At 54.2% G+C, this 25,961-nt stretch carries 20 protein-coding genes and 4 pseudogenes; 14 read left to right on the top strand and 10 right to left on the bottom strand.

What is annotated here, in order from left to right:
* Positions 1 to 54: 54 nt before the first annotated feature.
* Positions 55 to 1,050, bottom strand: a complete 996-nt coding sequence (locus ABJO75_RS08670) for a BMP family ABC transporter substrate-binding protein (protein WP_348432443.1) — start codon at positions 1,048 to 1,050, stop codon at positions 55 to 57.
* Positions 1,051 to 1,185: 135 nt separating this feature from the next.
* Between ABJO75_RS08670 and ABJO75_RS08665 the strand changes: the two genes are divergently transcribed.
* Both ABJO75_RS08665 and ABJO75_RS08660 read left to right on the top strand, forming a co-directional pair.
* Positions 1,186 to 2,760: a bifunctional metallophosphatase/5'-nucleotidase gene (locus tag ABJO75_RS08665; RefSeq protein WP_348432442.1), complete on the top strand. Its 1,575-nt coding sequence runs from the start codon at positions 1,186 to 1,188 to the stop codon at positions 2,758 to 2,760.
* A 153-nt stretch (positions 2,761 to 2,913) separates the two neighbouring features.
* On the top strand, positions 2,914 to 3,909 hold the full coding sequence (locus ABJO75_RS08660) for a LacI family DNA-binding transcriptional regulator (protein WP_348291344.1): 996 nt from the start codon (positions 2,914 to 2,916) through the stop codon (positions 3,907 to 3,909).
* Between the two features lie 413 nt (positions 3,910 to 4,322).
* Here ABJO75_RS08660 and ABJO75_RS08655 read toward each other — a convergent pair whose 3' ends face one another.
* Positions 4,323 to 5,123, bottom strand: coding sequence for a hypothetical protein (locus ABJO75_RS08655; RefSeq protein ID WP_348432441.1), 801 nt, complete (start codon positions 5,121 to 5,123; stop codon positions 4,323 to 4,325).
* Between the two features lie 354 nt (positions 5,124 to 5,477).
* Between ABJO75_RS08655 and ABJO75_RS08650 the strand changes: the two genes are divergently transcribed.
* Positions 5,478 to 6,482, top strand: coding sequence for a helix-turn-helix domain-containing protein (locus ABJO75_RS08650; protein ID WP_348432440.1), 1,005 nt, complete (start codon positions 5,478 to 5,480; stop codon positions 6,480 to 6,482).
* 168 nt (positions 6,483 to 6,650) lie between these two features.
* Here ABJO75_RS08650 and ABJO75_RS08645 read toward each other — a convergent pair whose 3' ends face one another.
* The 3 genes from ABJO75_RS08645 to ABJO75_RS08635 all read right to left on the bottom strand — a co-directional run bounded on the left by ABJO75_RS08645 (position 6,651) and on the right by ABJO75_RS08635 (position 10,081).
* Positions 6,651 to 8,090 carry a DUF6880 family protein gene (locus tag ABJO75_RS08645; RefSeq protein WP_348432439.1) on the bottom strand — a complete coding sequence of 480 codons (1,440 nt, stop codon included), beginning with the start codon at positions 8,088 to 8,090 and terminating at the stop codon, positions 6,651 to 6,653.
* 713 nt (positions 8,091 to 8,803) lie between these two features.
* A complete protein-coding gene (locus tag ABJO75_RS08640) occupies positions 8,804 to 9,307 on the bottom strand; it encodes a DDE-type integrase/transposase/recombinase (RefSeq protein WP_348432437.1) in 504 nt (167 codons plus the stop codon).
* A 15-nt stretch (positions 9,308 to 9,322) separates the two neighbouring features.
* A complete protein-coding gene (locus ABJO75_RS08635) occupies positions 9,323 to 10,081 on the bottom strand; it encodes a nuclear transport factor 2 family protein (RefSeq protein ID WP_348432436.1) in 759 nt (252 codons plus the stop codon).
* A 103-nt stretch (positions 10,082 to 10,184) separates the two neighbouring features.
* On the opposite strand from ABJO75_RS08635, the pseudogene ABJO75_RS08630 reads away from it, so the two are divergent.
* The 7 genes and pseudogenes from ABJO75_RS08630 to ABJO75_RS08600 form a co-directional block, all read left to right on the top strand.
* Positions 10,185 to 10,337, top strand: a pseudogene (locus tag ABJO75_RS08630) (transcriptional regulator); the annotation flags it as partial.
* 55 nt (positions 10,338 to 10,392) lie between these two features.
* Positions 10,393 to 11,487: pseudogene (locus ABJO75_RS08625) on the top strand (catalase); the annotation flags it as partial.
* A 354-nt stretch (positions 11,488 to 11,841) separates the two neighbouring features.
* Complete coding sequence (locus ABJO75_RS08620) at positions 11,842 to 13,518, top strand: ABC transporter substrate-binding protein (protein ID WP_348432434.1); 1,677 nt, start codon at positions 11,842 to 11,844, stop codon at positions 13,516 to 13,518.
* 63 nt (positions 13,519 to 13,581) lie between these two features.
* On the top strand, positions 13,582 to 14,667 hold the full coding sequence (locus tag ABJO75_RS08615; protein ID WP_348286221.1) for an ABC transporter permease: 1,086 nt from the start codon (positions 13,582 to 13,584) through the stop codon (positions 14,665 to 14,667).
* Between the two features lie 12 nt (positions 14,668 to 14,679).
* A complete protein-coding gene (locus ABJO75_RS08610) occupies positions 14,680 to 15,885 on the top strand; it encodes an ABC transporter permease (protein ID WP_348286219.1) in 1,206 nt (401 codons plus the stop codon).
* A 5-nt stretch (positions 15,886 to 15,890) separates the two neighbouring features.
* Positions 15,891 to 17,966 (top strand): ABC transporter ATP-binding protein, encoded by a 2,076-nt coding sequence (locus tag ABJO75_RS08605; protein WP_348432433.1) that lies wholly within the window; start codon positions 15,891 to 15,893, stop codon positions 17,964 to 17,966.
* A gap of 17 nt (positions 17,967 to 17,983) precedes the next feature.
* Positions 17,984 to 18,778, top strand: a complete 795-nt coding sequence (locus ABJO75_RS08600) for a type 1 glutamine amidotransferase (protein ID WP_348432432.1) — start codon at positions 17,984 to 17,986, stop codon at positions 18,776 to 18,778.
* Here the strand turns inward: ABJO75_RS08600 and ABJO75_RS08595 are convergent.
* Together ABJO75_RS08595 and ABJO75_RS08590 are read right to left on the bottom strand one after the other, a co-directional pair.
* A complete protein-coding gene (locus tag ABJO75_RS08595) occupies positions 18,775 to 19,767 on the bottom strand; it encodes a LysR family transcriptional regulator (protein WP_348432430.1) in 993 nt (330 codons plus the stop codon). The two genes, ABJO75_RS08600 and ABJO75_RS08595, sit on opposite strands and share 4 nt — an antisense overlap.
* 74 nt (positions 19,768 to 19,841) lie before the next feature.
* Positions 19,842 to 21,290 (bottom strand): aminotransferase class V-fold PLP-dependent enzyme, encoded by a 1,449-nt coding sequence (locus ABJO75_RS08590; protein ID WP_348432429.1) that lies wholly within the window; start codon positions 21,288 to 21,290, stop codon positions 19,842 to 19,844.
* 152 nt (positions 21,291 to 21,442) lie between these two features.
* Here ABJO75_RS08590 and ABJO75_RS08585 point away from each other — a divergent pair, with 152 nt between their 5' ends.
* Positions 21,443 to 21,898: an Lrp/AsnC family transcriptional regulator gene (locus tag ABJO75_RS08585; protein ID WP_348286209.1), complete on the top strand. Its 456-nt coding sequence runs from the start codon at positions 21,443 to 21,445 to the stop codon at positions 21,896 to 21,898.
* 15 nt (positions 21,899 to 21,913) lie between these two features.
* Here the strand turns inward: ABJO75_RS08585 and ABJO75_RS08580 are convergent, their stop codons facing one another.
* Positions 21,914 to 23,101 (bottom strand): diaminopropionate ammonia-lyase, encoded by a 1,188-nt coding sequence (locus ABJO75_RS08580; RefSeq protein WP_348432428.1) that lies wholly within the window; start codon positions 23,099 to 23,101, stop codon positions 21,914 to 21,916.
* 105 nt (positions 23,102 to 23,206) lie between these two features.
* Between ABJO75_RS08580 and ABJO75_RS08575 the strand changes: the two genes are divergently transcribed.
* The gene (locus tag ABJO75_RS08575) at positions 23,207 to 23,680 is read left to right on the top strand and encodes an Lrp/AsnC family transcriptional regulator (protein WP_348286205.1); all 474 of its coding nucleotides are present in this window, start codon (positions 23,207 to 23,209) and stop codon (positions 23,678 to 23,680) included.
* On the opposite strand, the gene ABJO75_RS08570 is transcribed toward ABJO75_RS08575, so the two are convergent.
* Positions 23,663 to 24,139, bottom strand: coding sequence for a MarR family transcriptional regulator (locus ABJO75_RS08570; protein ID WP_348286203.1), 477 nt, complete (start codon positions 24,137 to 24,139; stop codon positions 23,663 to 23,665). The genes ABJO75_RS08575 and ABJO75_RS08570 overlap by 18 nt on opposite strands.
* A 119-nt stretch (positions 24,140 to 24,258) precedes the next feature.
* Between ABJO75_RS08570 and ABJO75_RS08565 the strand changes: the two genes are divergently transcribed.
* Complete coding sequence (locus ABJO75_RS08565; protein WP_348432427.1) at positions 24,259 to 25,155, top strand: catalase; 897 nt, start codon at positions 24,259 to 24,261, stop codon at positions 25,153 to 25,155.
* 62 nt (positions 25,156 to 25,217) lie between these two features.
* Positions 25,218 to 25,373 (top strand): annotated as a pseudogene (locus ABJO75_RS08560) (transposase); the annotation flags it as partial.
* 387 nt (positions 25,374 to 25,760) lie between these two features.
* On the opposite strand, the pseudogene ABJO75_RS08555 reads toward ABJO75_RS08560, so the two are convergent.
* A pseudogene (locus ABJO75_RS08555) lies at positions 25,761 to 25,961 on the bottom strand (IS110 family transposase); the annotation flags it as partial.

The raw sequence follows: 25,961 nt of genomic DNA, 5'->3' as shown, positions 1-25,961 counted from the left end.
GGTTCTTCGTCGGCCGAACCGCGAACAGCCCGACCGACAGGGAGAACACCGACGTTAGAACTGCACGAAGGGGCAGCTTTCGTTTGACATGTAGTCGTGCACGACCAACGCACCTGACGTGATTGCGGCCTCGGCCTCGACCAGCGCTGTGCGCATGTCGTCTGACACAATTGCGTCGTTGAATTCGTCCAACGTGTAACCGACACCACCATTGGCAACGCCCATGACATTGATGCCTTCTGCGATCAGGCCATCCCCTTTGAGCGCGCTGAACACAGCATTGTCGACCCGCTTGACCATGGAGGTCAGCACCTGCCCGGGGTGGAGATAGTTCTGATTGGAATCAACGCCAATTGACAAGATATCCTGATCCGTGGCGGTTTGCAGAACACCCACGCCGGTGCCGCCCGCCGCTGCGAAAACCACATCGGCATTTTGACTGATTTGCGCCAACGTCAGCTCGGATCCTTTGATCGGGTCGTTCCACGCCGACGGCGTTGTGCCGACCATGTTCGTGATGACAGTGGCGTCCACATTGGCCGCCAGAACCCCTTCGGCGTAACCACAGCCAAATTTGCGGATCAGCGGAATATCCATGCCGCCGATAAAGCCGACAACATCTGTTTCAGACGCCATGCCAGCCATCAAGCCGACAAGATAGGACCCCTCATGTTCGTTGAACACGACAGAGCGGACGTTGGGCTGGTCCACCACCATGTCGATGATGACAAAATCGGTATCCGGGTAGACAGGCGCCACAGTATCCAAGGCCGCGGCCCATGCAAAGCCGGCGACAACAATCGGGCTTTTGCCAGTTTCAGCAAACCGGCGGATCGCTTGTTCGCGCTGCGCGTCTGAACTGATCTCAAAGTTGGCATAAGTTCCGCCCGTCTCGGACGCCCAGCGTTCTGCCCCTGTATAGGCGGCCTCGTTGAACGATTTGTCGAATTTACCACCAAGGTCAAAGACAACTGCGGGTTCCGCAATGCTCATCCCTGCAAAGCCCATAGCGGATGCGATGAGTGTCGATGTGAAAAGTGAATGTTTCATGTTTTGATTCCCCCCAGCGAATTGGATAGCGCCAGAAAAACGTTTGCGCAAACGTTTTTTTCCGTTAACGTCCAACCACTTTGAATACCTGTGATGCCGCAGAGCGCCTCAGGCTCACCAACAACGGAGTTAGAAATGTCATCTAAATTGAAGCTATCCACGGTCCTGGCATCGGGGTTTCTGGCCACAACAGCCGCTGCCGACACCACGTTGCACGTCATTCATATCAACGACCTTCACAGCCGGATTCAGCCAATCAGCCGGTTTGACGGCACATGCAGCGTTGAAGACAACACCGAGGGCAAGTGCTTTGGCGGCGTGGCCCGCGTGGCAACTGTCATCAACCAGTTGCGGGCAGACCTGGCAGGCGAAAATGTGATCGTTTTGGATGCGGGCGATCAGTACCAAGGGTCGCTGATGTACGCGACATACAAGGGCGATGCCGAAATCGAATTCATGAACACGATCGGATTCGATGCCATGGCTGTGGGCAACCACGAATTTGATGATGGCGATGAAGGTTTGGCCAAACTTGCCAACGGTGTGGATTTTCCTGTGATCTCTGGCAACATCGACGTCAGCCAATCAAATCTTTTGGCGGGAATCGTGGACAATCACGTGGTGCTTGAGGTTGGCGGTCAGCGCATTGGGATCATTTCGGCACTTGCGGCGGATACACCCGAAACGTCATCACCGTCTGACTCGGTTATTTTTACCAATGAGATCGAAAGCCTTCAGGCTGATGTCGATGCGTTGACGGATGATGGTGTGAATATGATCATCGCGTTGAACCACGTCGGCGTGAACATGGACATGGCGATTGCCGAAGCCGTGGATGGGATCGACGCCGTTGTTGGCGGACATTCCCACACCTTGATGTCCAACACAGACGAAGACGCGATGTCCTATCCGACGATGGTCGGCAATGTACCGGTCGTGCAGGCCTATGCCTATTCCAAATACGTCGGGCACCTGACGTTGGTTTTTGATGACGCGGGCAATGTGACATCAGCGACCGGCGACACGATCTTGCTGGATGCCTCTGTGGCCGAAGACGAAGCCATTGCAACGCGCGTCACCGAACTGGCCGGCCCTATTGATGATCTGATGGTGCAGGTTGTGTCGCAAAGCACCGCCGTCATCGAAGGATCGCGCGAGGTCTGCCGCGCGATGGAATGCGCCATGGGCAATCTTGTGGCCGATGCCATGCTGGATCGCACGGCGGACCAAGGCGTCGTTGGGGTGATCCAGAACGGCGGCGGCATTCGCGCCACGATTGACAGCGGTGAAGTGACCATGGGCGAGATCATTACGGTTTTGCCGTTCCAAAACACGCTGGCAACGTTCGAAGCCACAGGTGCCGACATTTTGGCCGCATTGGAAAATGGCGTCAGCGAAATGGAAGATGGTGCAGGGCGTTTTCCGCAGGTCGCGGGCATCACCTTTACTGTTGATCTGAACAATGCCCCTTTTGCGCGTGTGTCGGATGTGACCATCGCAGGTTCGCCAGTTGACGAAGCAGCGACCTACCTGTTGGCCACCAACAATTACATGCGCAACGGCGGTGATGGGTATGCGATGTTCGAAGACGCCACCAACGCCTATGATTTCGGTCCGGGTCTTGAGCGTGTCGTCGCCGACTACCTCGTCGAGAATGGGCCCTACACGCCCTACACCGATGGCCGCATCACAGTGATCGACGCAGAATAAACAAATCGGTTGTAAGCCCGCATCCTGATCGGGATGCGGGGTTACATTGTTTGAGAGCAGGCCAAAATTTGCGCTCTCTTGCGATAGTGTTCATCTTGCTCAGAACGTGTCACAACGCATGCACGCGCACCCCTTTCCAAGACGAGACACCGCATGGCAAAGATAAAAGAAGTTGCACAGCTCGCCAACGTTTCGATCTCTACCGTATCTCACGTTGTCAACGGCACGCGCTATGTCAGCCCCAAGACCAAAGAACAGGTGCAAGCCGCGATTGCGACCTTGGGGTACAAGGCAAATTCAGCGGCACGGGCTCTCAAGGCGGGGTCGTTCCAAACGATTGCAATGTTGGTCGAGCGATCCACAAATCCGTTCTTTTCCGAGGTCGTGCAAGCGTTCGAAGAGGTCTGTTTCAACGAGGGATTTCTTCTGACGATTTCCATTTGTGACGGGCAGGAAGAACGGCAAGTCGAGCAGATGAAGTTCCTCCAAGCCCGCGGCGCCGACGGCTATGCCATTCTTCTCGAAAGCATATCAGGCGGGCTCGCCAAACTGCTGCGTAACGAAAACCAGACTCCCACAATTGCCCTTGATTCAGGCGAATACGAAGACATCCCGTCCTTCAAGGATAACTCCTTCCTCGGGGGCCAAATCGCTGCCAGACACTTTGCCGAATTGGGTCGACGCCGCATTCTTGTGCTGGCAGGGCCCGAACGCCATTCCAGGATGATGGATCGACTTTCAGGGTTCCAACAGGAATGGTCCATGAATGGGTTCGATGTAGACGACGTCCGAATTGTTCACAGCCCATTGACGTTCTCGGCTGGTTTCAAGGCAACAATGGATGCTGGCACCAAGCTGGCCAAGGTTGATGGGGTCATGGCTCTGTGTGACGCGCTTGCCATCGGCTCCATGGCCGCGATCTCCCAACTTGGGCGACAGGTCCCCGAAGAAATAGCCGTTATAGGCTATGACAATATTGAAATGTCGAAATACACGTCGCCGACCTTAACGACCGTATCCCAGAGCGCCAGTCGATTTGGCCGCGCCGCTGCAGAGGCGATCATTTCAAATATCAAAGGCGAAAATACCGAAACAAGTGACCAACTGGTTCAACCGCGCCTTTTAAAACGCGGATCGACCGCGACATAAATAAATCAGACACCAAAACAAAGCCACCTGCCGGCGCGAGGCGTTGTTATGTCCGAACCTTTGCTTAGGGCGCTGTTCAAACCACATGTGCTTGCGCTTTCTTTGGGCAACCGTCTCGACAAGACAGTCCGCGACATATGTGTTCTTGCACCCTGCGATGACTGGTCAGATTGAGATCCAGCATGGTTGAGCCGTTTAAACGGCAGTTTTGGTGACAAATGCTGCGCCAGCAATAGCCGCGCGAGCAAAAGGCTGGAAAGTCCGCATAGCCGACCTTAACTGCGCCGAACCGTTGATTTTTGGTTGCCGCACTGCCGCAAGTCCGGTTTGAGCCCGAACTTACTGATGCTGCGGTGCGTTTTAATGTCTGCTCCCCAAGCGTTTGGGAAACAGACACAATAACAAGCGGTTCGTTATAATCCCAAGTCACTTAGGATGTGGCGGGTGATCGTATCATGTACTGCCGCCCGATCGGTGCCTGCCGGATCAGTACAAACCGGATCATCTTGTTCTTCTTGAAGGATCGCTTCGGCCATCGGCTTGCACAGCGGAAGCGCTGTGAAGTGCATCGCTGGTGCGATCGTATCGATTTGCGCTGTTGGCAGTAATGTATCAAATCCGCTTTGTACGAAATCGACCGCAAATAACCGATCCTCACCTTGGCCCAAGCCAATCAGACGAACGTTGTCTATGACATCTGTTGTTGCAGCACCATCCAGCCCCCAAATCAAACCGGGATCAATCGCAGTGACGTGCGTGACGCGCGGGTCGGCAAAAGACGCGTTCCATGCTGTTTCGCTTATGTCCTCAACGGAGACGCCGATTTGTGCGAGGCCTGCGCAGTGACTGGACTGAGCCTCATATGTCTCGCAGTGATCCACATATCCTGCATGGTCACCGCGCACGCCACCCATAGAAAGAGCGGTCCAGCCACCGTACGAAAAACCAGCCGCCATAATCCTGTTCGGATCAACATGCGTCGCAAATTTTGGATCATCTAAGAGTGTGTCCAGTGCAAGGCTTAGATCTTGCACCCGTGTCCAATGTTGCAAACCAAGACGCATATCAAAATCGCCCCAGGTCGAGTTCGGGTGATTAACGGAAACCACGATTGCGCCTTGTTCAGCCAATTGCGTTGCAAGCCAAGTCAACGACCGGATGTTGCCACCCATCCCATGGCTAAGAAGCACAACGGGGTGTTGCCCATCCTGCAAAGTGGCCTCTTCGACAACTGTGACACCGTGAAAGACTGCGCTGTCCGCGAAATCAAAGGCGCGTCCATCGCCCATGGATGGATACCAGATTGCGCCAATCATGCCTCTTTGATGGTGGGGGGCTTCGACGCTAAACGGGGCGTACCCCGCAGGTTCGGCTGAGATTGTTGTTGCGACTGTGCAAAGGGCTGCGGTGATTGTGAGGGCCAATTTCATGGGTCATGCTCCTATTAAGTTGCGATGACGCTATTTGGCCCAAACTCGTTGTTTCGTGCGTCCTAAAACCGGTTTAAGGTCGCCAAGATCCCGTCTTAGGTCGTAAACACAAAAAATATAAAAGCGACGGATCGAATAATGCCAAGCCTTCCTATACCTTTGATAAGCTCGCTATTTCTCGGGGCGTTGTTGATCCGTATTTGGTTCATTGACCGCAAGCATGGACCACTGGGCATTTTGCTAGGGGTATGCGCGCTTCAAGGTGTGATCATCTCACTTGCGCAGCACTATGGTGTTTGCGGATTTTCGTTACTTCAACCCGTGACAGCCACATTTATTGCACCAATGGCCTGGGTTGCATTTCAAACATCAGCAGTACGCCATCGCTTGCCTGTCGATTACCTTAATTTGCTTGGCCCTTTATGCGCTGCTGTCAGCCTTGGCGTTGCCCCTGATTTTCTTGATGTATTGATCCCCGCCTTGTCTGTTGGATACGGGGGGGCAATTTTGTGGGTAAGTCTGCAAGGACCTGACGCAATGCCACGGATGCGGCTGGAGGCGGGCGATTTGCCTGGTTATATCTGGCAGATCATTGGTGGGGCATTAATAGCGGCGGCGCTTACAGATGTGTTGATTGTAGGCGCACAGCTTTTTGGGGCAGGTTACTTACAACCATGGATCATCAGTATCTACTCCAGCGTCATGTTGTTGATCGTCGGAGGGTTGAGCCTTTCAACAGCGCTTGAGACCGAAAATACCGACGCGGGGGATGATGATGCCCAACCGCTTGTTTCGGATCAAGATGCAGAGATCATCGCAAAGCTTGATGCGCTCATGGCACAGCAAAACCTCTATCTGAATCCAGAGCTTACTTTGTCTTTGTTATCGCGCCGACTGCTTGTTCCTGCCAAACAATTATCTGCTGCAATCAACAGAACAACCGGGGGTAATGTCTCACGCTACATCAACGCAGCGCGGATAAAGGCAGCCCAAGCAAAGCTTGTGTCAGGTGACAACATCACCAATGCGATGCTTTCTTCAGGCTTTAATACCAAATCGAACTTCAACCGAGAATTTCTGCGGATAACGGGCAAAAACCCAAGCGAATGGCTCGCCCAGCAAAAGGCAGCAGACAACATGTAAGACTGACACTGATGCTCACACTGAGACGCTTTGATCACAGACGATAATGAACGTGTCGATCTATCTATTTTTCTGAAAGCAGTCATATGTGCAAGCGCAGCGAAAGCACATTTCGTCCGCTCTCTATGAGTTCGTGTACTGCGCAGAGAATGACCGGAATTGCAGATCCTATCGGGCAGGCGACATCTTGCTCCAGAAGGACGTTTTTCGGTCATGGCGGGACTCTAACGCTCGGAGATAGCTCTGATGCGTTGGGAAAAGCCCGTAATCTTCAATCTGGGCATCTGCCAATCCGCAATCCTTCAGATGATCTGCAGCGTGGCCGTAGCGCGTTGCACGGCCTTGACCTAACGCGTAATTGATCATGGCTCGCCATATGAGAACGGACGCCAATGGGTGGCGATCGCGCAAAGCTTCTGCCGCAGGCGTGAGGATCTCGTAGTGGTTGCCGTCGAGTTCATCGATGCGTTCTTGTATCAGTGCCGCGGCGCTAACATGGTCAGGCCATTCCAACAGGAAGCGCAAAGCCGTCATCGCATCCGGGAATTGCAGCGCGTGGGTCCTTGCACGATCCTCGGCCTCGATATCCTCAAAGTCGGGCAGGGCTTTCAAGTAGGCACGCAGATAGTTGGCGTTCAAAGTCTCGCAAAACCGCTTCCAGCGATGGGCTTGTGCATCGTTCACTCGGTCAAGTGCTATTAGGCAAACGATCAATACATCGTCCCATTTTTCTTGCCGAAATGCCCAACCCTCCAGATCGGCAGCTTCTAGCAACGCCAGCGCCTCTTGCGATTTACCTTCGGCCAGCAGCAGTTGCGCAACTTCGGCCGCGATGCCCGGACGGGTCAGATCGTCTTGGGAATACTGCGCGATATAAGCGCCTGTATCATCTTCGGCTATGGCGATATCTTGCAAGACCATCTTGATCAGCGCCGCCTTTTGTTCGGCGAGGTAATTGCCATTGCTGCTGCGCAGTTCGCGTAGAAAGTGGATTGCCTCATGTTCGTCATCCACGTCGTCAAGCGGCGCATCAGCATATGCCGCGACCAATGATTTGAGGTGAATAAATCCCGCCTCGCCGAGCGCAGGTGCGACCAGCCCGATGATCCCGTCGAATTCGCCATAGCCGTTGTCAGAAACGGCATCCCAGACTCGACTGGCAAGAATTGTCGGATCAAGCAGTGCGCGCTCGGCGATGTCGTCAAAGGCAAGGATTGCCCCCCGAAACACATCGCCGATATCGCCGCGACTGTCGTCCGTGCGTTCATAGATAGACGGTGCAAGTTCCAAAAACTGCCATAGCAGGTCAAAGGCTAGGGTAGGATCTGTAGGCCCGATTTTGCCAATGATCATATCGACTTGGGTCTGCAAATCCTTGATGAGTGCTTTGCGTTTGCGCCACCCAACAAAGCTTGTCGATCGACGCAAGGCTACAAGCCGTTTGCGCACATCGCGGCCCAATTCTGCGGGGCCAAGATCGTGGCTCAGCTCAAGACGCAGCCGACGCTTGATATCCGCACTGCCGGTGCTGACCTCCATTAACAGGTCCGCGAGACGATCTGACCCGAGGGCGCTAAGGTTCGCGTGATTCAGTGTTTTCTTAGACATGCCGCCAGTTTCGCATCAGTGCGAAGTGAAGGAAAGAGTGTGGTATTGGCCGCGGCACAGATAGAAAATGTAAGGTTGCTTTGGTAAAATGGAGTGCAGCACACCTGCAAGGGAGATGACGAAAATGGGCCGCTAACGGATCGTGGGGCCCAAGAAACATGCTCTCTTGTCGTTCTAGATCCTAACATGGGCATCCCAGCCTAGCGAATTGGATCTCGGCTTATCAATATGTTGTATCGCTTATTGGCAATACCCATACATGCTGATCCCGCTCCCATTAGTTTCTATATACCGAGTCGAACAAAGATGGAGGACGTGATGCTGCAGTCGTCATCAGTAGAAACCGACAAGAGTTCTCAAAATATTCAGTCGAACGACTATCATCAGATGCCTGTGACCGGGAAACAGTTGAGTTTCGCGCGTCAAATCTCCCAAAGAACTGGCCAGGTGTTGCCATGGGAAACGCACCAAGACCGCCAAGCACTGTCGCGTTGGATCGACAGCAATAGGTGACTTGGGTGAGTGGAAGCCTAAGCGTTCCCGTTTTGTTTTTATCCTATAATCTATATTATGGTAAATAGTATAGTAAATTTTCAATCAACACAGCTTCAAGAAATGAAGTGACGAAGTTGTCTTCTTTATGATCCATTGTTTCAAGATGGGACTGTTCCATTGACGTTCTAAGCTCAGATTTTCACCATAACAGATTGTTTTCATACAGCCAAATCAAATAGCCGGCGAACAAAGGCGACCTCTCCTTGTACTCCCGGTTGTCTGTTCTGAATGTGTCCGTTTTTAATCGTTCTGATGGTTTCCATTCCTTGCAGTGACGCCTTCGCGCACCTCAATGACCTGAAGCTTTGCCGATAACCTAGCAACCTTTTGAGGGCAGCGTGATCACTTTCAACTCGGTTGTTTCGATACTTTTTGTCGATATGCGGATCATAACGTTGATTTATATCTCGTTTGACTTTGCGATATGTCGGTGTTTTGTCCGTACATATAGAGACTGGCCTGTGGAGCCAGACACGTTCTATCGCTTTGTTGAGAAAGGCTTTGGCAGCCTTTGCATCTCTCCGCGCAGTCAGCTTAAAGTCCACTAGTTGACCGTCCGCATCAATGGCGCGCTCTAAGAAGAGAGCGACACCATTGTCTGGCGGAGGCTTAGAACATGCCGTTTTCGTGCGCAAATTCACTGGGCACTTCTTGCACGACATCCCAATGTTCGACGATCACACCGTTATCAACACGCCACAAATCATAAAATGCAGTTGGATTACCATCATAGATGCCTCGGATTGGACAAAGACAAAATCGCCCTCGGCGACGACATTGTGGATTTCCGAATAGTAGAATTCGATGTTTTGTTCGCCGATGTAGCTGATGAAACCTTTCAGCCCGTCCAGCGTGTCTGGCACGAACGGAGTATGCTGCATGTATTCCGGCGCAAGATAGGTTTCCAATGTCTCCAATTTGCCCTGCATCAACACATCGGTCACGAAATTCGTAACCAACGCCTTGTTGGCCTCCGTTTCGGCAAGATCGGTGATGTCAGTCGGACCATCTGTCATTGATCTGCCAGATGCTGTGTCATCGACCCAAAGCTGCATCGCATCCCAATATTCAACCAGTTGACCGTCTTCAAAACGCAGCAAGTCAAAGGATACTTTCGGGCCAACGAAGTCGACCTTGCGCTGGATCACGACAAGGTCGCCTTCAGCAAGAACGCGGACAACGTTTGATGGAACTGGGGCGTCCAATGTAGTGAGAAAATCTACGTAGGCCAGTACGCCGTCCCGGCCTGGTCCGGCGCTTGGGTTATGGGGAATGATATTTTCGGCGACGTGCGTTTCGATGAGAGATCTGTCTCCGGCGATGATGCCGTTATGGATATTCTCGACAGCGATGGTGCGGGTGTCGGCGACAACAGGTGCGGCGGCCATGAGACTGATGCCCGTAGCAGAAAAAAGAGTTTTGAGGGCGTGGTTCATTTTGATCTCCATATGTAATTGGCGCCCTCTTAATGAGAGTGAGTTACTTTAAGGAAGTAAAATTGCAGCATGGAAGCACGCACGTTTAGTAGCTGGAAAATAAATGAAACTAAGTGAACAAACGGACGAAGAGTTGGGTCACAACATGTGCCCAATCCGAACAGTTCTTGGGCAAATTTGTGATAAATGGAGCCTGTTGGTCATCTTATTGTTGCGTGGGGGCGAATACAGGTTCTCGGCGATCAACCGGGCCATTCCAGACATTTCTCAACGGATGTTAACGCAGACTTTGCGCAAACGAGAGCGTGACGGATTTGGTTGGCAACAACACGCCTGTTTTCTTTCTGCGCGACCCGATGAAATTCCCCGACCTCAATCACGCCGTCAAACGCGACCCGCGCACCAATATGCGCAGTGCGGACAACAACTGGGATTTCTGGACTAACCTACCCGAGGCTTTGCATCAGGTGACCATCGTAATGTCGGATCGTGGCCTACCTGCCAGTTATCGGCACATGGATGGTTTTGGCAGCCATACGTTCAGCTTCATCAATGCCCAGAATGAACGGTTCTGGGTCAAGTTCCACTTCAAGACGCAGCAGGGCATCAAGAACCTGACCAACGAAGAAGCAGCGCAGATCGTAGCCGGGGATCGCGAAAGCCATCAGCGTGATCTGTTCGACAGTATCGAATCGGGGGATTTCCCCAAGTGGACCCTTTCCGTGCAGATCATGCCAGAAAGGGACGCAGGATCCTATCATCTGAACCCGTTCGAACTGACCAAAGTTTGGCCCCATGCCGATTATCCGCTGATCGAAGTCGGAGAGCTAGAGCTGAACCGCACCCCCGACAATTACCATGCTGATGAGGTAGAGCAGTCCGCCTTTGCTCCTTCCACTGTCGTGCCCAGCATCGGGTTTTCACCTGACAAGATGTTGCAGGGTAATTTGTTTTCCTATGGCGACACGCAGCGCTATCGCCTTGGAGTGAACCACGCGCAGATCCCTGTGAACGCGCCGCGCTGTCCCTACCATTCCTATCATCGTGATGGCGCCATGCGGGTCGACAGTAACGCAGGTTCGCGCATCGGCTATGAACCCAATATGTTTGGTGAATGGCAGGAACAACCGGATTTCACGGAACCACCGCTGAGCGTTGAGGGGGCAGCAGATCAGTGGAATCACCGCGAAGATGACGATTACTTTTCCCAGCCGGGCAATCTGTTTCGTCTGATGTCGGCAGCGCAGAAGCAGGCTCTGTTCGAAAACACCGCCCGCGCGATTGGGCCTGCGCGGCTGGAAATTCAGCACCGCCATATTCGCAATTGCTCAAAGGCAGACCCGGCTTATGGTGCGGGCGTGCCGAATGCGCTTGGCATTGAACTTGAAACGATCGCGGCTGAGTAATGCGATTGAACGCGTCCGCGCTGGTCTAAACTAGCGCGGGCGACAGGATTTTGACATCTGCGCGCACATAGGCAACTCCATGATAGAACTGGCTCTTTTGCCGAGGGGTGAACAAAAGAACTGCGATTCTATGTAGGGTCGAATCTTGCGTTACTCATAAATTTTACGCATTCAAACTATTGCTAATTCTTATCACTCTAAAAATCTTGCTTGAGGCCCTGTTCGCCGCCACCGTAAGGCCAGCAAAATCTCTGAGCCACAATGGAACCAAAACAGGTTCCTGACATCGCACCCATGCTGTTGCCGGGTTTCCGGTGGCCCCGAGACGTTTTGCCTCGAAACCGGGAGGACCACATGAAACTGATCTCAAAATTCACCAATCGCAAGGGGCACGCATTGCCCAATGCGCTGAACGAAACCGCAGAAGCTGCCAAATCGGGCACAGAAGTGGATCGCCGCGAATTTCTTGCCATGGCCAGCGCCTTTGGGGCGACGGCCACAACTGCCTATGCCATGCTGGGCATGGCCACACCTGCGAATGCGGCGACCCCGACGCGCGGCGGCACCATGCGTCTGGAAGTTGGCGTACATGCGTTCAAAGACACACGAACTCTCGACTTTGCTGCCATGGCGATGGTCGCCTCCAACTGGCTGGAATATCTGGTTGAGTATAATAACGACGGCACGTTCAAACCGCGCCTGCTGGAAGACTGGTCCGTCAATGACGATGCTACCGTCTATACATTGAACATCCGCAAGGGCGTGACATGGAACGATGGTACAACCTTTACCGCCCAGGACGTCGCGCGCAATCTTGAACGCTGGTGTGACGCAGAGGTCGAAGGCAACTCAATGGCGTCTCGTCTGAAGACACTTGTCGACAGCGCCACAAACAAAGCCGCAGATGGCGCTATCAAGGTAATTGATGACCACACCGTGCAGCTGACCTGCGTGTCTTCTGACATCACCATCATCCCAAGCCTTGCAGATTATCCTGCGCTGGTTGTGCCAGAAAGCTACACGCCGGAAACCATGTTGACCAATCCGGTTGGCACAGGCCCCTACAAGCCCGTCGAATTTGAGGTTGGCGTGCGTGCAGCTGTTGAACGCAACACAGACCACACATGGTGGGGCGAAGGCACCGGCGCTTGGGTCGATCGGTTTGAATTCCTTGACTATGGCACCGACACCTCTGCCGTTCTTGGCGCGGTCGAAGCCGAAGAAGTCGACGTCACATACAACCCGCCCAGCGAACATCTGGAACTGATGGAAGCCTTGGGCTGGCAGGTTCAATCCATCGACACCGGTTCGACAGTTGTCATTCGTCCAAACCAGAAAGCCGAAGTTGGCGGTACAAAACCTTATGCGGACGTCCGGGTACGCAAGGCTTTGCAGATGGCTGTCAGCAACGAACTGACGCTTGAGCTTGGGTTTAACAACAAAGGGAGCGCGGCTGAAAACCACCATGTTGCCCCTGCACATCCGGAATATGCCGACATCGGCAAGCCAGTGCATGATCCCGCGGGCGCCAAGGCGCTGATGGCCGAAGCAGGCATGGCCGACTTTGAACATGAGCTGATCTCGATTGATGGGGGTTTCCGCAAGGACACTGCCGATGCGGTTGCCATTCAGCTGCGCGACGCAGGCATCAACGTCAAACGTACCGTGATGCCCGGATCAACATTCTGGAATGACTGGACAAAATATCCGTTCAGCATCACAGACTGGAACCACCGTCCCTTGGGTGTTCAGCTTTATGGCATCTGCTACCAAAGCACCGCCAAATGGAACGAAGCAGGGTATTCGAACGCTGAATTTGATGCCCTTTTGGAAAAAGCAGTGGCCCTTGCAGATGCGGATCAACGCCGCGAAGTTATGGTCAAGCTGGAACAGATCATGGTTGACGATGCTGTCATCATTCAACCCTACTGGCGGTCCTTGTTCCGTACATCCAAACCGGATGTAATCGGTGCGGAACCCCATATTTCGTTCCTCCCGCAGCTCTATAAATGGGGCTGGGCGAACGCTTAACCGCGTTACGCCAAAAGGTACCGGCCTTCGGGCCGGTACCATTCTCTTTCGACAGGTAGCACCATGGCTCATTTTATACTGCGTCGCCTCGGGGTGATGCTGCTGACGACCGTTTGTCTGACGTTCATCGTCTTTTTCCTGACAAACCTGACGCCAAACCTTGAAAAGCTCGCCAAATCCGAAGCAAACGCCCGGATGAGCGACGCTGAAGTAACGCGCTGGTTGGCAGAACATGGTTACGATCAGAACGTTGTAACCCGTTATGGCCAATGGCTGGGCATTGTGCCGTCGCCCAAGTTGACCGATCCCGATGGTGTAACCTACACCCGTTGCGCGCGCCCCGAACGTCCCGCTGAAATTGCCCCGGAATTCTGTGGCATTCTGCAAGGCGAACTTGGGTTTTCCAGCGTTTTCAAGATCGAAGTCACCGACGCCATTGCCAACCGGTTGGGCAAAACCGGCTATCTGATGTTGGCCGTTATGTGTGTGATGGTGCCACTGGCCCTGTTGATCGGCATCCTGTCAGGCATGCGCGAAGGATCTTTGATGGACCGCGTTTTGTCCGCCTTTGCGATCATCACAACCTCCACCCCTGAATATGTGTCTGCGATTATCCTCATTGCGGTTTTTGCTTCCAAGAACTCCGGCATTTCGCCGCATTTTGTGGAATGGGGCCTGATCGAAGGGCCTACCCTATTCAAAGCCTCTGCTGCGACCGCGCTAAGGGACATCACCTTTTCGAACTTCACCTTACCGGTGACGGCACTGACACTGTACGGCATGGGCTACATTGCGCGCATGACACGGGCCTCGATGGCCGAAGTGATGACCCAGCAATACATCCGCACCGCCCGCCTGAAAGGTGTGCCATTTCGCGCCATCGTCCTGAAACATGCGTTGCGGAATGCGATGATCACCCCCTTCACCATTATCATGCTGCAATTTCCGTGGCTGCTGACGGGCGTTGTGATCGTCGAGACGATCTTTAACTACAAAGGCTTTGGCTGGTCACTGGTTCAGGCCGCAGGCAACAACGACATCGAGCTGTTGATGGGCATCTCTATCGTGGCTGTGGTTGTCGTGCTGCTGACGCAACTGATCTCTGACATTGGCTATGTCTACCTGAACCCCCGTATTCGGGTATCATAAAGGGCTGCACTCATGGAAAATCTTGCTGGTCTCGACCACCTGTTGAAAATTACGATACGTTTCTGGCCGGTCTGGGTGGCTATGGCGATTGTCATGATCCCGTCCTTTTCGACCCGTCGCAATACTGGTCTTTACGGCCAGATCTTTGAAAGTCGTATCGGGGTGATTGGCTTCTCCCTTGTCAGCTTTTGGGTCTTCACGGCGATCTTTGCCGATGTGATCATGACCCATGATCCCTATGCGACTTGGGGTGGTCTCAAGAATGCGCTCCCAGGATCTGCGCTGCGCGCCCCTGCCGAAGGGATCTATCCGCACGCCCTGCTGGGCGGCGACAATCTGGCCCGCGATGTGTTTTCGCGCGTGGTCGAAGGGTCGCGGATCGTGTTGACGATCTCACCGATCGCGACGCTCTTTGCCTTTATGGTTGGTATCACGCTGGGGCTGCCTGCCGGATACTTCGGGGGCCGTATGGATACCGCGCTGACCTTTATATCAAACCTGATCATCGCCTTTCCTGTGATCTTGTTGTTCTATCTGCTTGTGACACCGGAAATCCGGTCCGGAGGACCCGCATTCAGCTTTGGCGGTGACCATGTCTGGCGCGCCTCGGTGCCTAACATTCTGGCAGCACTGATCTTTATCTTCCCCACTATCTTCTTTTGTACACTTTGGCAGTCGCGGTTCTATGTACGGCCCAAACTTCGCAATATCCTGATCGCGGTGACCTTGGTTATTGGCATCTGGGGCTATCTGGGAACGGCATTTGACTATGATCCAACCGGCCTGTTGCTGATTGAGCCGGGGTTGAAAAACATCTTTGCCATCGTTGCCATTGTTGGCGCCCCTGCCAAGTTTCGCATCGTCCGTGGCCTGACGCTGGACATCAAGACCCGTGACTATGTGGCCGCCGCCCAAACCCGAGGTGAACGTCCGTGGTACATTATGCTTTGGGAAATCCTGCCCAATGCGCGTGGCCCACTGATTGTCGATTTCTGCCTGCGCATTGGCTACACGGCCATCCTTCTGGGCGCGCTTGGCTTCTTTGGCCTAGGCCTGACACCGGAAAGTGCGGACTGGGGATCTACCATCAACGAAGCCCGTCGCTTGCTGGCGCTTTATTCCCACCCCGCTTTGTATCCCGCTTTGGCCCTTATGACGCTTGTGCTGGGTTTGAATTTGCTGGGCGACAGCCTGCGTGAAGCTTCTCAAAAGGACTAGGTTCGATGACCAATACCCCTCCAGTTCTGGAAATTGACAAGCTGTCGATCAGTTTTCTGACCAGATTGCGCCAGATCGATGCCGTGATGGATTTTTCTGTCACCGTGAACCCCGGCGAGGCCGTGGGCCTTGTCGGCGAAAGCGGGTGTGGCAAATCCACTGTGGCGCTTGGTGTCATGCGTGATCTGGGCGGCAATGGCAAAATCATCGGTGGCAGCATCAAGTTCAAAGGCCGTGAAATGGCCGATATGAACGACGATGAATTGCGGCAGGTCCGCGGTCGCGACATCGCGATGATTTACCAAGAACCGATGGCCAGCCTGAACCCTGCGATGACCATCGGCGCACAATTGATGGAAGTCCCCCAATATCACGAACAAATCTCTGTCGCCGAGGCCCGTGCCCGCGCGCTAGAGGTGGTGCGGGATGTCAAACTGCCTGACCCTGAACGCGTTCTGAACGCCTATCCCCACCAACTTTCCGGTGGTCAGCAACAACGCATTGTCATCGCCATGGCGCTAATGGCCAAGCCGTCGTTATTGATTTTGGACGAACCCACGACGGCGCTTGATGTCACGGTTGAGGCCGCGGTGATCAAACTGGTCAAAGAGCTTGGCCAAAAATACGGCACTTCCATGCTGTTCATCAGCCATAACCTTGGGTTGGTGATGGAAACCTGCGACCGTATTTGCGTGATGTATTCCGGTGAGGCGGTGGAACGTGGCCCCATCAAGGACGTGTTCGAAAACATGCACCACCCCTACACGCAGGCCCTGTTCCGCGCGATTCCGGTGCCGGGTGCGGATAAGAACGCGCAGCCCCTGATCGCCATTCCCGGAAATTTCCCCCTACCCCACCAGCGGCCAAACGGGTGTAACTTTGGGCCACGCTGCAATTACTTTGAGGCAGGCACCTGCGACGCGAACCCCATTGAGATGGCAACGCTGCCGGACAACCCGCGCCACCAGACTCGCTGCAACCGGTTTGCCGATATCGACTGGAACGCACCGATTGAAGCCAAGGTCGCGCCTGCGGTGGCAGTGTCAGACAAGGTCACCCTGCGCGTTGAAGGCCTGCGAAAATACTATGACGTGGCCGCCAATGCCCTGTTTGGAGGGCGTTCTACCAAAGTGGTCAAAGCCAACGAAACCCTGTCCTTTGATGCCCATGCTGGTGAAACCTTGGCGATTGTCGGGGAATCCGGCTGTGGCAAATCCACGCTCGCCAAAGTCCTGATGGGATTGGAAACAGCCACCGAAGGCAACGTATCCCTCAACGGCAAAGCACTGGCTAACGTGCCGATCCAAGACCGTGATGCCGCAACAGTGGGCGGCGTGCAGATGGTGTTTCAAAACCCGTTTGATACGCTGAACCCCTCGATGACCGTTGGCCGTCAGATCATGCGCGCGCTGGAAGTGTTCGGCATTGGCGACAGCGAAGTCGCCCGCAAAAACCGCATGTTCGAATTGCTCGATCTGGTGAAACTGCCGCGCGCCTTTGCCGACCGCAGCCCCCGCCAATTGTCAGGCGGACAGAAACAGCGGGTCGGAATCGCACGTGCCTTTGCCGGCAATGCGCAGCTGGTGGTAGCGGATGAACCCGTGTCCGCGCTTGATGTGTCCGTGCAAGCGGCAGTCACTGAGTTGTTGATGGATATCCAACGCAAGAACAAAACAACATTGCTGTTCATCAGCCACGATTTGTCCATCGTGCGTTATTTGTCGGACCGCATTCTGGTGATGTATTTGGGCCATGTGGTTGAAATGGGCACAACGGAACAGGTGTTCCAGCCCCCCTATCACCCCTACACAGAGGCCCTTCTGGCCGCTGCCCCGATCGCGGATACCCGCGTTGACAAGCGTGAGGTGGTGCTCGAGGGCGATATCCCTTCTGCAATGAACCCGCCTTCTGGCTGCCCCTTCCAGACTCGTTGCAAATGGAAGCCCAAGGTTGAGGGTGCGCTTTGTGAACGAGAAGTGCCACCAATTCAGATCCTTGCCGATGGGCACCAGATCAAATGCCATCTTGACGCGGATACGCTGAATGACATGGCGCCTGTATTTTCAATCGCCGCAGAATAAATCACCGAGGCCCCTCTATGACCCATATCCTTATCGTTGAATCCAGTTCTCCTCCGGTGGCTGAGCTGCGCCGTTCTCATCATCGGTCCGCGCCTCAGAACTTTACGCGCGTCTTTCAGTCAGTTGATCCAGACGTTCGGGTTACGACGCGCGAACCTTATATCAATCCACTGCGCCCCAGCGATCTGGATGGCGTCGACGGTGTTGTATTGACAGGTCAAGGTGACCCTTGGGCCGCAGACGACCTAAAAGCCGAACCGATCCGGCAGGCTTGCCAAATCGTCTTTGACCACACCAAACCCAGCATCGGCGTATGTTTTGGACTACAGATCGCTACCGTTGTTTTGGGCGGAAAGATTATGGCAAGCCCAAACGGGTTCGAAACCGGCATTGCAAAACAAATTCACCTAACGGACGACGGCAAAAGGCATCCCATGATGCAACATCGCCAATGCGGGTTCTCTGTTGCCTGTGGCCACCGCGACGAGGTGAGCGAAATGCCAAAAGGCGCGGTTTTGCTGGCCTCAAACAACCATACACAAGTGCAGGCGATGTCATATACAAATGGCCCGATTGATTTCTGGGGCATCCAGTACCACCCCGAAGTGGCGCCCAGCACCATCGCCGCGGCCTTTCGCGAAGGCAAAAGCATGTTCTCCAGTTCTGCCCCGCCACTCGAGGATCTGGCACGCGTCGAACATGATGCTCAGGCGGCTGCACGACTGGGGTGTAGTGTAGATGATTTTGTCCTGTCCACCCGCACGCGAGAACTGACCAACTGGCTTGCTTATGTACAACGCGAAGTGGGTTAAAGCGGATCACTGTCAAGAAAAATTGTCGGATTCACCGCGCGCATCATCTGGGCGCATTGCCCGGACAATCCGCTCCATGGCCCGTCAACAAGCTGCCGATAAACATCACGCATGATGCCAACGGTGTTTTTTGACAATTCCTCCAAAACATCCGCCCGGCTGATCAACATCAAAACGCGGATGTCCTGATCGCTCAGGCTGCGCACATGGATGTCTTTGAACGATGTCTGACTTTGATACAGACATAGCGCCGAGGTGATCGCCCAACCATAACCTATCTGAACGAACCGAATTACCGATTGGCTGGAATCAAAATTGAATTTCGGGTTTTGCTTCACGCCGAGCGCGCGGGCAATGCCCGCTGCGCGTTGCCCGAATTTGGTGGTCTGCGCATGGGCCACCTGCGGCAGATTGCAGAGGATCTCTTCTGTAGACTCCTCCGCATGTTTTGCCGGGCAAATCAGAACGTACGGGTCGGTAAAGATCTCGCGCGGGTGATAAAACTCTTTGGGGTCATAAGGTGGGCTGTCGACCAGAAAATCGATCTGCAAAGCACGAAACACATCCTGTTCCCATGGAACGATGCCCGCGCATAGTTCGACTGAATCCGCCAATCCCCCCGCCAAAGACACGAATTCAGCGCCCATCGAGCAGGACATGCTGTCAGGCATTGCGATCCGTATCCGCTGAAGCTGGGCGCCAAATTGCGATTGCAGCGCGTCCACAACACTGCCCAGTTTGCCAAGGATTTCGGGCAACTGATCGGCGAGCGTTTCCCCTTCGGGTGTCAGCATCAAAGGGCGTTTGGCACGTTCAACCAACCGCATGCCCAACTTGTTCTCCAGTCTTTGTAGGTGCTGCGACACAACCGGTTGCGAACGGCCAGATAGCAGCGCGGCCTTAGTCACGCTGCGCGTTTCAGCAATCGCCCCAAAGCTTTGCAGCAGGGCGATTTCAGGCAGGTCTCGGAATTCGACAGATGAGGGCAAATTTATAACCAGTATTAAATTTCGTTATACCAGCCTTACAAACTCGCTCGTCGCTTGTCGATGCCTTGTCCCGACTATGCTGCTTCCAATTGGAAACGGGCAGTGCTTTGGTCGCAAAGGTAGCGTTGCGTATAGCGCTCTGAGGTGCGCGCCAATTCGTCCACACTATCAATGATAAACCGGGCTTTTTCGTCGCTCAGCAGAACCGAGAAATTCAGCCGGGTCCAGCCAGGTTTTTCCATCTCTTCCCCTTTGGCGATGGCACTGCGGATATGCGCAGATTGTGCGGCATCGATGCCCATCAAACGGTGGGCATAGGGTCCGGCGCAGGCGCAACCGCCGCGTGCCTGAATGCCGTAAACATCCGACAGCATGCGTGTGAACAACTGTTGATGAACGTATCCTTCACCCTTTGTCGCCTTGATCCTCATCGAGAAGATGGGAAGGCGATCCGTCGCCGTGGGGTTACCCAGAATTTCGATGAACGGGTTTGCGCCCCACCGTTCCTTGGCGGCGGTAAAGAACTGGCTCTGTCGATCTGCCATGACTTCCTCACCAATCGCGGCTTTGACAATGAAGGCACAGGCCGCACGAATATCGCCGACAATATTGGGTGTGCCTGCTTCCTCGCGGGCGATGACACTATCTGAATAATCATGCCCCCAGGGGGAGACAAATTTCACTGTCCCGCCGCCCGTCAGTGTCGGCGTGGCAGTTATGACAGCGGTTGTTTTCACAATCAGTACGCCAGAGGCCCCCGGTCCGCCCAGAAACTTATGCGGCGAAATGACAACCGCATCCATCGCGTAATCTTTATCCGCGAACAGATTGATCGGGACATAGGGCCCCGCCCCTGCAAAATCCCACACAGCCAGCGCACCGTATTGTTTCAGGAGGCGTGTGACGGCTTTGGTATCGGTTTGAATACCGGTCACATTGGATGCCGCGCCAAAGGCACCGATGACCATGCGCCCGCTGGCAGCTATCAGTTGTGATTTCAGCGCCGCCATATCAGGGCCACCCGTGGCACATTCTGTAATTTCGACCACTTCCGCGCCGCTTTCGCGCCAGGGCAGGATGTTGGAATGATGTTCATAAGGACCAACCAGGACCAAAGGGTTACGCCCTTGCTTTGCCGCTTGGCGCACCCCGAACAGATGCACAATCCGGTTCAGCCCTGATGTCGCGCCAGAGCCGGAGAAAATCACCGCATGTTCAGACCCCGCGCCGCAAGCCTTTGCGATAACGCCCCGCGCCTCTGCTCGCAAAGCAGAGATATGGGCGCCGCAATAAGAGGCCTCCGTATGGCTGTTGGAATAATATGGCAGTACATTATGCAGCACAAATTCCTCAATTTGCGACAGCGCCCGGCCAGAGGCGACATAATCCGCATAAACCAGTTTGTTGGTGCCATTCAGCCCCGGAATGTCGATGCCATCGCCAATCAGCCCGTGCCGCAAATCGCCAATCGTGTCAGCGGTTGTCAGAGAACTAGCGAAATTTTCAAGCGCGGTCAGGGACATTGGGATGGCTCCTATGGTCAGAAATGGTGTTGATCGCAGAATGACCCAAGCCTCTTGGAGAATTTTCGCAATTCTCTAGGCTATGAACCATTTAGTTGGGTCAAACTGTCGAGTATACTGAGTTTCGTGGGTCAAAGCGTAAGGCATCAAACATGCGGCTCGATGAAATCGACAACAAGATACTGAATGTGTTGCAAAAGGACTCGTCCTTGTCCCAACGCGAACTGGCCGATCAGGTTGGGCTGTCGCAAAATGCGTGCTGGCGGCGGATCAAGTTGATGAAGGATGCAGGCATCATCCTTGGAGAAAGCGTGCGCCTTGACCCTGAGCGGCTGGGACTTGGGTTGACTGTGTTTGTGATGCTCAAGACCCGACAGCATTCCAATGCCTGGCTAGGCGATTTTCGCCGCCGGGTGCTGGCCATTGCGCAGGTGGTCGATTTCTTTCGGATCGCAGGAGAATACGACTACATGCTCAAAGTCGTCGCCGAAGACATGAACGACTTTGATCGCGTCTATCAGCGTCTGATCAAAGAGGACGGGTTGGAATCTGTCACCTCGCTGATCACGATGGAAGCAATTGCCAACAACCGCGCCCTGCCCTTGTGACAGGACGCGATAGGATTAAATGTCGCCTGCGATAATCTGCGCATAGACGTTCGGGTCCGTTATGCCCTCTGACCCGATAAGAAGCACGCGAGATTGCGCGTTCAGACCCATTTTTGCACGCAAGTCAGGCTGTACCGCCGCTGCTACGGCACCGCACAATCCGGCAACACCGCTTTCGCCCGCCTCAAAGGGCGCATCACCTGCACCACCATTGGCCAGCATCCGAACCATCGGTCCGACAGTGCTTTCTGGGATTGTCAGGTAATCTTGCGCCGCATCCGCCAGCACAGCCCACGCCAGTTCGGATGGCTCGCCACATGACAGGCCCGCCATGACAGTTTCTTCCTCGATCGTAACGCTGGTGGCTGCGTTGGCCTGAGCGCTGGCAAACAGACAAGGGGCCAATTCAGGTTCAACGATCACCACACGCGGAGCGTCCTTGCCCCAGTGCTGATAAAATACGGCCGTTACCGCGGCGGCCAGCCCCCCGACCCCGCCTTGCAAAAACACATGAGTTGGCGGTGTATGAAGGGTTTGCGTGATTTCGCGGGCCATCACACCGTAACCAGCCATCACGTCCAGTGGCGGCTGTATGTAACCAGGCCATGACGTGTCCGACACGATCAGCCAGCCGTTTTCTTGCGCATCTACGCGGGTTCGGGCGACCGTGGCGTCATAATCCCCGTCGACCCGGATCACCTCGGCCCCCAATTGGCGCATGGCCTCGGCGCGAAATTCACTGACCTCGGCGTGAATATAGATACGGCAGTTGGTATGGAACTGTGCCGCCCCCCAAGCAACCGAACGACCATGATTGCCATCCGTGGCCGAAATCACCGTCAGGTCCTTGGACCGCGCAGCATAGGTCCCAGCGCGAATGTCTGCCGGGTCAACGGCATGACCGCAGACCTTTCTAAGCTCTCGTTGCAGCACCTTCAAAACAGCATAAGCGCCCCCAAGCGCCTTAAAGCTGCCCAACCCAAACCGAGGGCCTTCGTGTTTGTAATGGATATTCCCAAGATCAAGATGTCGGGCCAACCCGGTAAGTGGGATCAGAGGCGTCGGATCATACCCTTCCCAACTGGAAATTTCAATCTCTGCTGCGTCAAATCCCGGGACGCTCAGCCGCTCTGTCACAGCACCACTGAACGTTGGTGAACCCGCATGATGTCGCAAGGCGGCGTTTTCGAATGGGGTGAACATATCTTCTCCTTTTCAGTTTGAAGAAAGAATAGTTCAATTGCGTTTAGTTTTCTGCTCTAACATGGCGGCAATTATGATTAAATCTTGCATAGAGGGCCTGGTACGTTGAAAAATGATACAGAAGCACTGGATGAGTTTGACCTGGCGATTCTTCGAATTTTGCAAAAGGACAACACGTTGCCCCATCGATTGATCGGGGAACAAGTGAACCTGTCCCCGCCGTCTGTTCAAAGACGCATCAAACGACTTGTTGCGGCGGGCATCATCACTAATCAATCCGCGATTGTCGATCCTGCCAGGTTGGGTCGCCCCCTGACCATCATCGTCGAGGTTGAACTCAAGGCCGAAACCGGCGGCGCAATTGATTTGGTGAAACAAAGTTTTGCGGACGCCCCCGAAGTGCAGCAATGCTATTATGTTACAGGTGAGACGGATTTTATCCTGATCATCGTGGTGCGCGACATGTCAAAATACGAAGCGCTGACTCAGCGGCTTTTCTTTTCCAACGACACGATCCGAAAATTCAAAACATTTGTCACGATGGACCGCACAAAAGTCAGCTTATCGGTCGACATCTGATGCCAGTTGCGGGGTGTCATCTGCATCCGTCAAAGCGCTTGTCAGACTACGCAGCAGGCCAACCATTTGCGTCAGATCCGACCCGGACAGTTTCGTCTGCGCCACCATGCAGTCCGTTATCGCCGGGGCTTGCGCGATAGCTTGCTGTCCTGCAGCGGTCAGGCTGACAACAACCTTGCGCTCGTCGTTCGGGTCACGCTGACGTGTGACAAAACCCAGAGCTTCCAAACGTTTCAAGAGCGGCGTTGTGGTACTGCTCGTCATGCACAGTGCAGCGCCGATGTCACCAACACTGGCTGGGCCTCGCTCCTGCAGAATCAACAGCGTAATGTACTGCGGATAGGTCAGTCCAAGCTTTCGCAGCATCGGGGTGTAGCGCTGGTTGATCACATGAGTAGCAGCATAAGCAGCAAGGCAGAACATGTCGCTGACCTGCATGTTGTCGAGCGGTTTGGTCACGGCTGGGTCCATTTATATCGTCCACGATATAAATGCCTTGACAGCGGGCGTTCGTCAAGCTTGATATATATCGTACACGATATAATCGCTCACAATCTAAAGCAATACTAGGAAACACTATGCCAACGTCCCAAGCCACGACTTTAATTGATGCCCTTAACGACACCTTTGGCAGCCACAGCGGTGTGCGCGCATCCCATGCAAAGGGGATCAATGTACGCGGTTCTTTTAGCCCGGCTGTTGAAACTGGCGAGATTGTCGTTCCCGCCTTGCAACACCCGCAGCCCCTGACTGCTCGCTTTTCCATCGGCGGCGGCAAGCCTGGTATCAGTGACAAAAGCCCGACCGTGCGCGGGATGGGCCTTAGCATCGGTACAGATAAGTGCAGCTGGCGATTGGCGATGATCTCTGCCCCCGTGTTCTTTGCCAATTCCGCCGAACAGTTCCGTGCCTTTTTGGCGGCCCGCAAGCCTGATCCTGACATCGGTGGCCCCGATCCTGAGCGGGTCAAAGCCTTCAACGCCAACAATCCAAACACTCTGCCACATCAAAAGCATCTGGCCGAGACCGCGCCCTGCCGGTGTTACACAACCGAAAGGTATCATTCGGGACATGCCTATAGGTTTGGCGCAAAGGCAGCGGTGTTTGCGCGACTTTTGCTGGAGCCTGTGTCTGGTCGTCACGGATTGACCCAGGCAGAAATGGATGCCAGATCCGACAGCTTTTTAGCGGATCAGCTTGAACAAACTCTTGGCATGGGTGCGGCCTGCTGGGATTTGAAACTGATCCACGCCAATGCGCAGGACAACACGCAGGACCCGACGGAGCCATGGTCGAGCCCTCATTCGGAAACCCTTCTCGGAACAATCGCAATTGAGGCTGTGTCGGTGAGCGGCGATGATATGGTCTATGATCCAGCTGTCTTGCCCGAAGGCGTTTCTGCACCGACTGACGCGGTTTTTACCCTGCGCAGTCCGGCCTATTCGGAGTCATATCACCGCCGCGCGGCAAGCTAGGGTCAGGACCCATTGATTTCAGAAGGGTGCCGTGAGTCACGGTGGAGAACCCAGTGGTGAACATATTTGATCTCTTCTGGTTGTCTGACACGCAGATGGCGCGTCTTGAGCCATTCTTTCCAAAGTCCCATGGCGAGCCTCGCGTGGACGACCGGAGTGTCGTCTGTGGCATTATCTTCATCAATCGCAATGGCTGGCGTTGGCTAGATGCGCCCAAGGCATCTGAGGCAAGATCTGCCTCGTCTTCAATGCCCGCCTAGGGCAGATTTTAATGAATCGTTGGCACTGTGTTTTTCGCGTGAATTATTATAGGCCCGATGTATTGGAGATGCGAAAGCAACATAAGCGGGTGTGGATGCCCCGTGGCTGAATTTGGCGTCGGTAAGTCTTGGAACGACTGATCAGGGCAGTCAGGTGTCCGGCCTCGTAGTTGCCGCGACACATGGCGGCGGGCCTTTATGGAGATACGCGATCCGGGTCCCAATCACTTATGCGGCCTCACTATGGCCACGCGCATATTCTGGGTATTCCAGTTCAATCTCTTGATCCGTGTTCCGTAACTGTCCTTCGCCTCTTCAGTCCTGCCGGTATCCGGCGCCGTGACCTTACACAGCAGCTCGAATTTCGTAATTCTTCTCTGTTACCATCATGGCCCACAATTGACGGGCCATCCTATTTGCAAGTGCCACAGCGGCAACCAAGCGTGGCTTCTTTTTCAGCATATTCGCAAGCCAAGGATCATCGCAACGACCTTTTCGCTCCGATGCACTGATCACCGACATGGCGCCGGTGACGAGTAACCGGCG

The organism is Sedimentitalea sp. (assembly GCF_039973035.1).
Lineage (GTDB): Bacteria > Pseudomonadota > Alphaproteobacteria > Rhodobacterales > Rhodobacteraceae > Sedimentitalea.
Note: the sequence above shows the minus strand (reverse complement) of the source record. Positions and strands in the feature narration are given on the sequence as shown.